Origin of the sequence: Paenibacillus sp. P3E (genome assembly GCF_001909045.1) — a bacterium.
Classification (GTDB): domain Bacteria; phylum Bacillota; class Bacilli; order Paenibacillales; family Paenibacillaceae; genus Paenibacillus_AQ; species Paenibacillus_AQ helianthi.
In genome coordinates this window covers 1-5451 of record NZ_LVWH01000057.1, presented here as the reverse complement: position 1 = coordinate 5451, position 5451 = coordinate 1, and the positions used below count along the sequence as shown (strand labels likewise).

Annotated in this window: 4 protein-coding genes; all 4 read right to left on the bottom strand. The window is 37.0% G+C overall.

Features of this window, described 5'->3' with window-relative positions; all coding sequences use genetic code 11:
• Positions 1-49: 49 nt before the first annotated feature.
• The 4 genes from A3842_RS06990 to A3842_RS06975 all read right to left on the bottom strand — a co-directional run bounded on the left by A3842_RS06990 (position 50) and on the right by A3842_RS06975 (position 5071).
• A complete protein-coding gene (locus tag A3842_RS06990; protein WP_074100882.1) occupies positions 50-1216 on the bottom strand; it encodes an AlbA family DNA-binding domain-containing protein in 1167 nt (388 codons plus the stop codon).
• 10 nt (positions 1217-1226) lie between these two features.
• Positions 1227-1967 (bottom strand): hypothetical protein, encoded by a 741-nt coding sequence (locus A3842_RS06985; RefSeq protein WP_074100881.1) that lies wholly within the window; start codon positions 1965-1967, stop codon positions 1227-1229.
• A 39-nt stretch (positions 1968-2006) separates the two neighbouring features.
• Positions 2007-3689: a restriction endonuclease gene (locus A3842_RS06980; RefSeq protein WP_143186185.1), complete on the bottom strand. Its 1683-nt coding sequence runs from the start codon at positions 3687-3689 to the stop codon at positions 2007-2009.
• Between the two features lie 203 nt (positions 3690-3892).
• Positions 3893-5071: a PQQ-like beta-propeller repeat protein gene (locus A3842_RS06975; RefSeq protein ID WP_074100880.1), complete on the bottom strand. Its 1179-nt coding sequence runs from the start codon at positions 5069-5071 to the stop codon at positions 3893-3895.
• Positions 5072-5451: the final 380 nt, after the last annotated feature.

Below are 5451 nucleotides of genomic sequence, written 5' to 3'. Positions count from 1 at the left end.
CTCTATGATATTCCATTAATTTTATTACACCTCAATCTATTGATTTTATTTAAAAGGTACTCTGACGAAAATTAATGAGCATTTGATTTAACACTTTCCCTGTTTTCAACCGAACCACGACCTGCTCTTCTTGACGTTTGGTATTAGCCTCAATCCATGGCCATTCACTATCAAGAGTAGTTAACCTTTCTAGGAAGTCATCTTTGTAACGGTGTACATATTCAAGAAATGCGTCTTTCTCCATTGTATCTTCAAACAACAAGACGACCTCGAAGAACCTTCCTCGAGCAAAGCTTGCTTCATGTTCTTCTTCATCATACAAAAATTCATTGAGCTTATAAGCAGGACTAATTTTAATAAAATATTTAAAGGCATAATCTGCATGAACTCTATATTCTCCAAAATAAAGAAATTCCCATTCAGGTGTAGGTGTAACATACCTCCCACTATCTAAATAAACTATTTGTTTCCCATAAAGTTGGGTTCCAAAATATTTGATACTAAGCATCTGATACATAGTCGCTGGATTACTAACTGCATATGCATAATACTCAGGTACAAGTTCGGGGCCTTCATCATCATATTCGATTGTTATAGTAAACTCAGGATTGAACATGTTGTAATATACATCTTCGTCCTGTTTCCATTCTCCTTTTTTATCGAGGCGCTTCATAATTTGCTCAAATGGAGAACGTGTTAGTAGAAATCGCTTTTTCCAAAGGTACTCTACATTATTGATATCTGCGCTTTTATCAATATCCGTATTAGTGTCCCCAACTCTAGTGTAGATGTGGTTAGCTCGAACCTTTCTACCGGAATCCGAAAATTCCTCAGTCAAAAAATATGGAGTATCAGTGCTATTCTTGATAATTAAAACATCAACTTTATGTCCAGCTAATATTAACGTTCTCAACTCAACTCTCGGCCTAATACCGGAGACAAACCTCTTAGATTTTAAGAAATCGATCATCTGCTGTTGATTTCTGCGATTCTCATCATTCTCAATGCCCACCACCTCGAAGGTTTCATCGGAGATCCCGAAAATAATATATGCATCCTTATCAACCCGATTATTTGCCATACAAATGATATCATGTAGCAAATTGGCTTTATTAGAATGATGTCTCTCTTTAAAATCCCAGTAATCATCTTCACGTTCAGTTAAAATCAATGCCTTCACTTCATCTTCTAAGTTATAAGTTCGCAGTACAATCATCCTCCCCCACTTATCCTTTTAACGTAGCCACTCTTTCAAAGTGTATATACGTTTGCTTCGTAATATCAAACAAATAAACACTCGATGGATTTTCTACATTTTCATTGCTCTCTGACAATACCATTTGGGTTGGTGATAGCGAGTAAAGAACATAAAGATATCTTTTATCTATATCTTCTGGATTTGGTGAAATGACATAATTCCACTGATGCCGGGTATAGTCTATTAAGTAAAAATAGGATTTCAATATAAGGAATGCGTATATATAGAACTGTCCAATACACACGAGAATTTTGACCATATGCTCTGTTCTTTCCAAACCAGTTATGTTCAGTGTGTCATAAAATGATACTGCAAATACGACCATGTTACACATAAATACGGTAAAGCTTAATCGGTTAGCCTTGGTTTCTGATAAAGTAAATTTTTTGACTGACCATTTTCCTTTCATCCATTTAATGCCGCATAGGATTCCTAAAATCATAATCCCCAATAAGAATAACACTATGATGATTGCGGCTACGACAATGGTGTATTTCATTTTTACAAATGAAGCATAGATTGCCGTTAGCAATGAACCATAAGCTAAAAAAAGAACTCCAAGTACTACATATAAAATAATTCTTTGTTGTGTTTTCTGATGCTTCAAAAAAAATAAATTATCAAAACTCGAAGATGTTAATGCTTTTATTACTAAGTTTATAAGTATTGGGATAGTACCACTGAGCACAATCTTCAATATTATATCCATTAATACACCATTCTCTCTACAGGTACTCAACTGAGCACTTCACAACTGAATCTTCGCATAAATTCCCTGCTCCTCTAACATATGCAGAAGTACCCGGCCATCAATTAACTCAATAGGCTTGTCCTTGGAAAAGCTTCTGGCATCGGGACCATACGTTGATGTGGTAACCAAAATCCCCTTCGATGCATTCTCGTTCATCATGGTACCGTATAAGTCTCGGACTGCAGCAACCTCTACGGTATTTTTATATCTTTTTGCCTGAATAACATATTTTCCACCAAATACAGGGCGCGGGTCAAAAGCAATGACATCAACTCCACCGTCTCGCCTAGAGCGTGTCAGTTTAGACTCAAGACCCATTTTCGAAAACAAGTTACATACCAAATGTTCAAAATCAAAAGGGTCCATCTCCAAAAGGTTGGTTCGTGTATCAAGAGTAGCTATCATATCTCTTTCATTTACAAATCGTTTATCGTACATGACAAGATCGACAATTGGTTTAACTGGGGTGAGTTCAGTTACTGAAGGGGAGAGCTGGGCTTTAAGACCTTTTACACATGCAAGAATCTCCACTCTGGCGAGATCGAACTTCATAAATTCGTCTTTCCGGGTCTGAATGGTTAATATGCACGGCCGGATGTCGAGCCCTGTACTTAAGTCCACTGTGGATACCACTCCATTAAACACGACTGAATCCAAATGGTTCCCTTGGTCAGCTTCAAAAAGCTCATGGAGTGTACGGAGTGCTATTGAAGCCACAAGTATAGAGTAGATCTCATTCAATTCCTTGGGTTTAAAAGGCACGCCTTTAATCTCATCCCGGCTCTGTGTATACTTATATTCCTTATTCTGTGGTACAGCCGTCACATCCGGTAATTCATACTCTACTAATAATTCTTTGCTCTCTTCCAAATAAAACAAATCAAAGGTTTGCGGAAAAATGTCACTGTAATTGGAACGTTCCAGAACCAGGGTGCTATAAGATTCAATGGCCTCTTTGTCTTTATTGAAATAGCTGGTTTTAAAATCATCAATAGAGCTATTATGAGATGCTATTTCCTCTAGGTATAAACGCATTGCCTCGTCATATTCTGCTCTTGCAGAGCTGAGGGATTTTTCATTTTCCTTAATCAGTTCATTAATTTTAGTTTCAGCAGACTCATAATTATGAAGAGCATAGTTATATGCATTTTCCGCTGCTTCAATAGATCTTAGCCGTGCTTTTTTTCCGAGACCAATGATCTTCTCCATAAAGGAGGGTTCCATAGCAACTCCTGCAAAGAAGCTTTCTCGTGCTGGTAACGGATTAGCCGGAATTGGCTTAACGTAGGGGACAATAAACTCAGGATATTCATTCTTCTTATACAGTGATTCGAATGAAATCTTGTCATCCACACCGAGCGTTTCACTTATAATTGTTTTAAATTCATTTAGTCGGTAAAGAATTTCTTCATTATAATCATTCGTTTCTTCTTTACGTTCTTCTATGTATAGTGCTTTTTGTTCGCGTATTGACTGCTTAATAGCACGCTCATTCTCACGTTCATATTGCCGCTGTAGTCTTAAATGTCTTTCCTGCTCACGAATAGCGGAATTTCTTGATCTTTCAGCTGCACGTTGCGCTTTTGCAGTTTCTTTTATCATTTTACTTACTGTACTTCCAAAACTACGAGCCACTTTCACCCCTCCAGATTCCTTAATAACACGATTATGTTTATCCAAATTATAACACCAGACTTCAAATGTTTTACATGAAAATCCTACTTTTTACATAAATCTTTTGAACTATACGTCTAAATTTCGACAGCAAAAAGAGTCTGTCAAAAGACAGACTCTCGGGCTCTTCTATCAAACAGCAAGCAAGTGCCAGTATAGTTTCTTATTTATTTAGTCCTGACCTTAAACCTCTCCATAAATATAGAACATTAATTCAACATATGCTTTGAAATCTTATTTTCACGCCAGGCGTATACTAATACACTATTTTCCCGGTAATCTAATATAGTACCATTTATTTGACCAAATTCGTGCACTGTGGACAGCGTTTTTTCGTCAAAAATATACTGTTTGCTAAGCAGATCCACAAGTAGTTTTCCTTCTACAGTTTTCTTTGCCGTTGGCAGACCGTCTCCCTCAGGTAAAATTAAATTCGATAATACCCTTTCCTTTACTAAACCCTTTTGGTTAAACAAACTAATTTTTTTTGTATGAGGATTTAATACCATATAATCAGCCCCAGCTTGAAAAGCAAATCCAAATTGATCAATCGTTCTTCCCCAGATAGCCGAGCCTTTAGGTGATAATGCTATAAGTTTATGTATTTTCGCTTGATTTACTGAAAAAACAAAAGTACCATCATCGAGTGCAAAAGCAGTGTAAAAGTTCACACCTGCTCCTTTTGGGAAAGTGTATTGAAATGAGCGTTTGAGGGAAGAATTATACACTTCAACTTTTTGAGCATCGCCTTCCTTCGTTAGCACTTCTATGGCGATCTGGTTTTTCGACACTGTATTCAACTTTCCGGATACAGTCTTACTCCCTTTCTGTTTACCATTTTTATCAAAAGATATCAATTGTACCGTTTCCGCACCGATCTTTGTAGATTTTTGCCCTGCTACAATTAAGGTTCCATCCCCCATAAGAAACAACTTGCTATCAGAGAGCGGTAACTCTTGCCCTACGTGCTTACTCCAGTTTTCTTTACCTATAGGACTCACAGAATAAAGAAGTTCTTCAGATGAAAAATAGGCGTATACCGTACCATCTGGTGCGTAAGCAAAAGGATCTTCTGTACTAGGCCATCCATACCCTGCTTTTGCAAAGGAGAATACCCATTTAACCTCTCCTGTTTTAGGATCTACTGCTCGAAGTGTATCGGGTGACCAAACTTTAGTCTCTGAGGTTCTTTCTTCTCCAACATGTAAGTACAGTGTTTCTTTACCTGACACATAGAAACTCTCTGCTTGAATCGGTATGTAATCTTCATTCGGCGTTTGGGTCCAAACCGCTTGTGGCAAGGATTCATAGTTTTTAGCAGCAACCACCCCTGCAACATTTGCAAAAACTAGGGCAGTAGCTATAAAACTGATTAACTTCTTTTTCACACAAAAACCTCAACTTTCCTTTTTTAAATTGATGTTACTTATGATAAAGTGGACTTTGACGATTCACCCCGCCAACAGACGGAACTTCTGCTGTCATAGTTACTTACATATCAATTAATGATCAACCGGTGAATTTATTTGAACTCCTCCAAAAGAACTAATCTTTCTACAGAAGCAACTTCTTTCCACGTCTTTACCAGAAAAGAATATAAATTTACTTACTTTTATTGACGTATCAAATCAGTAATTTTCAAAAACTCTCTTTTTCGTTTCTTCTGAATAGCCTTTGATTTTCAAAAACACCATTACATTGATTAAATCACTTCAGATATATCCTTTCAACTAATTGAGACTCCTTCCCTTCCGGGATAGGATAAAGA

Coding starts and splice junctions, on each gene's coding strand:
- A3842_RS06990 (WP_074100882.1), bottom strand. CDS start 1,216: ATGATTGTACTGCGAACTTATAACTTAGAAGATGAAGTGAAGGCATTG.
- A3842_RS06985 (WP_074100881.1), bottom strand. CDS start 1,967: ATGGATATAATATTGAAGATTGTGCTCAGTGGTACTATCCCAATACTT.